Origin of the sequence: Pseudomonas sp. Irchel s3f10 (genome assembly GCF_900187515.1) — a bacterium.
In the GTDB taxonomy this organism is placed as follows: Bacteria; Pseudomonadota; Gammaproteobacteria; order Pseudomonadales; family Pseudomonadaceae; genus Aquipseudomonas; species Aquipseudomonas tensinigenes.
The window spans coordinates 1-3,030 of record NZ_FYDZ01000032.1; the positions used below are offsets into that span (position 1 = coordinate 1).

The following is a 3,030-nucleotide window of genomic DNA, read 5'->3' on the forward strand; positions in this document are numbered from 1 at the left end:
TGGCCTTTCGACGCAAATTGCTTGGGTGTTATATGGTCAAGCCTCACGGGCAATTAGTATTGGTTAGCTCAACGCCTCACAGCGCTTACACACCCAACCTATCAACGTCGTAGTCTTCGACGGCCCTTCAGGGAACTCAAGGTTCCAGTGAGATCTCATCTTGAGGCAAGTTTCCCGCTTAGATGCTTTCAGCGGTTATCTTTCCCGAACATAGCTACCCGGCAATGCCACTGGCGTGACAACCGGAACACCAGAGGTTCGTCCACTCCGGTCCTCTCGTACTAGGAGCAGCCCCTCTCAAATCTCAAACGTCCACGGCAGATAGGGACCGAACTGTCTCACGACGTTCTAAACCCAGCTCGCGTACCACTTTAAATGGCGAACAGCCATACCCTTGGGACCGGCTTCAGCCCCAGGATGTGATGAGCCGACATCGAGGTGCCAAACACCGCCGTCGATATGAACTCTTGGGCGGTATCAGCCTGTTATCCCCGGAGTACCTTTTATCCGTTGAGCGATGGCCCTTCCATACAGAACCACCGGATCACTAAGACCTACTTTCGTACCTGCTCGACGTGTCTGTCTCGCAGTCAAGCGCGCTTTTGCCTTTATACTCTACGACCGATTTCCGACCGGTCTGAGCGCACCTTCGTACTCCTCCGTTACTCTTTAGGAGGAGACCGCCCCAGTCAAACTACCCACCATACACTGTCCTCGATCCGGATAACGGACCTGAGTTAGAACCTCAAAGTTGCCAGGGTGGTATTTCAAGGATGGCTCCACGCGAACTGGCGTCCACGCTTCAAAGCCTCCCACCTATCCTACACAAGCAAATTCAAAGTCCAGTGCAAAGCTATAGTAAAGGTTCACGGGGTCTTTCCGTCTAGCCGCGGATACACTGCATCTTCACAGCGATTTCAATTTCACTGAGTCTCGGGTGGAGACAGCGCCGCCATCGTTACGCCATTCGTGCAGGTCGGAACTTACCCGACAAGGAATTTCGCTACCTTAGGACCGTTATAGTTACGGCCGCCGTTTACCGGGGCTTCGATCAAGAGCTTCGCGTTAGCTAACCCCATCAATTAACCTTCCGGCACCGGGCAGGCGTCACACCCTATACGTCCACTTTCGTGTTTGCAGAGTGCTGTGTTTTTAATAAACAGTCGCAGCGGCCTGGTATCTTCGACCGGCATGAGCTTACGGAGCAAGTCCTTCACCCTCACCGGCGCACCTTCTCCCGAAGTTACGGTGCCATTTTGCCTAGTTCCTTCACCCGAGTTCTCTCAAGCGCCTTGGTATTCTCTACCCAACCACCTGTGTCGGTTTGGGGTACGGTTCCTGGTTACCTGAAGCTTAGAAGCTTTTCTTGGAAGCATGGCATCAACCACTTCGTCACCCAAAGGGTAACTCGTCATCAGCTCTCGGCCTTAAGATCCCGGATTTACCTAAGATCTCAGCCTACCACCTTAAACTTGGACAACCAACGCCAAGCTGGCCTAGCCTTCTCCGTCCCTCCATCGCAATAACCAGAAGTACAGGAATATTAACCTGTTTTCCATCGACTACGCTTTTCAGCCTCGCCTTAGGGACCGACTAACCCTGCGTCGATTAACGTTGCGCAGGAAACCTTGGTCTTTCGGCGTGGGTGTTTTTCACACCCATTGTCGTTACTCATGTCAGCATTCGCACTTCTGATACCTCCAGCAAGCTTCTCAACTCACCTTCACAGGCTTACAGAACGCTCCTCTACCGCATCACCCGAAGGTGATACCCGTAGCTTCGGTGTATGGTTTGAGCCCCGTTACATCTTCCGCGCAGGCCGACTCGACTAGTGAGCTATTACGCTTTCTTTAAAGGGTGGCTGCTTCTAAGCCAACCTCCTAGCTGTCTAAGCCTTCCCACATCGTTTCCCACTTAACCATAACTTTGGGACCTTAGCTGACGGTCTGGGTTGTTTCCCTTTTCACGACGGACGTTAGCACCCGCCGTGTGTCTCCCATGCTCGGCACTTGTAGGTATTCGGAGTTTGCATCGGTTTGGTAAGTCGGGATGACCCCCTAGCCGAAACAGTGCTCTACCCCCTACAGTGATACATGAGGCGCTACCTAAATAGCTTTCGAGGAGAACCAGCTATCTCCGAGCTTGATTAGCCTTTCACTCCGATCCACAGGTCATCCGCTAACTTTTCAACGGTAGTCGGTTCGGTCCTCCAGTTAGTGTTACCCAACCTTCAACCTGCCCATGGATAGATCGCCCGGTTTCGGGTCTATTCCCAGCGACTAGACGCCCTATTAAGACTCGCTTTCGCTACGCCTCCCCTATTCGGTTAAGCTCGCCACTGAAAATAAGTCGCTGACCCATTATACAAAAGGTACGCAGTCACAGAACAAAGTCTGCTCCCACTGCTTGTACGCATACGGTTTCAGGATCTATTTCACTCCCCTCTCCGGGGTTCTTTTCGCCTTTCCCTCACGGTACTAGTTCACTATCGGTCAGTCAGTAGTATTTAGCCTTGGAGGATGGTCCCCCCATATTCAGACAAAGTTTCTCGTGCTCCGTCCTACTCGATTTCATGACCAAGAGATTTTCGCGTACAGGGCTATCACCCACTATGGCCGCACTTTCCAGAGCGTTCCGCTAATCTCAAAGCCACTTAAGGGCTAGTCCCCGTTCGCTCGCCACTACTAAGGGAATCTCGGTTGATTTCTTTTCCTCAGGGTACTTAGATGTTTCAGTTCCCCTGGTTCGCCTCTTGCACCTATGTATTCAGTACAAGATAACCATCTTATGATGGCTGGGTTCCCCCATTCAGACATCTCCGGATCAAAGTCTGTTTGCCGACTCCCCGAAGCTTTTCGCAGGCTACCACGTCTTTCATCGCCTCTGACTGCCAAGGCATCCACCGTATGCGCTTCTTCACTTGACCATATAACCCCAAGCAATCTGGTTATACTGTGAAGACGACATTCGCCGAAAATTCGAATTTCTCAACTAAGAGAACTCACAAATTTTACCTTAGCCTGATCCGTT

General features: G+C 51.6%; 1 rRNA gene. It reads right to left on the bottom strand.

The window, feature by feature from the left end:
• Positions 1 to 32 precede the first annotated feature (32 nt).
• Positions 33 to 2,926, bottom strand: a 23S ribosomal RNA gene (locus tag CKW17_RS29395).
• Between the last annotated feature and the right edge of the window lie 104 nt (positions 2,927 to 3,030).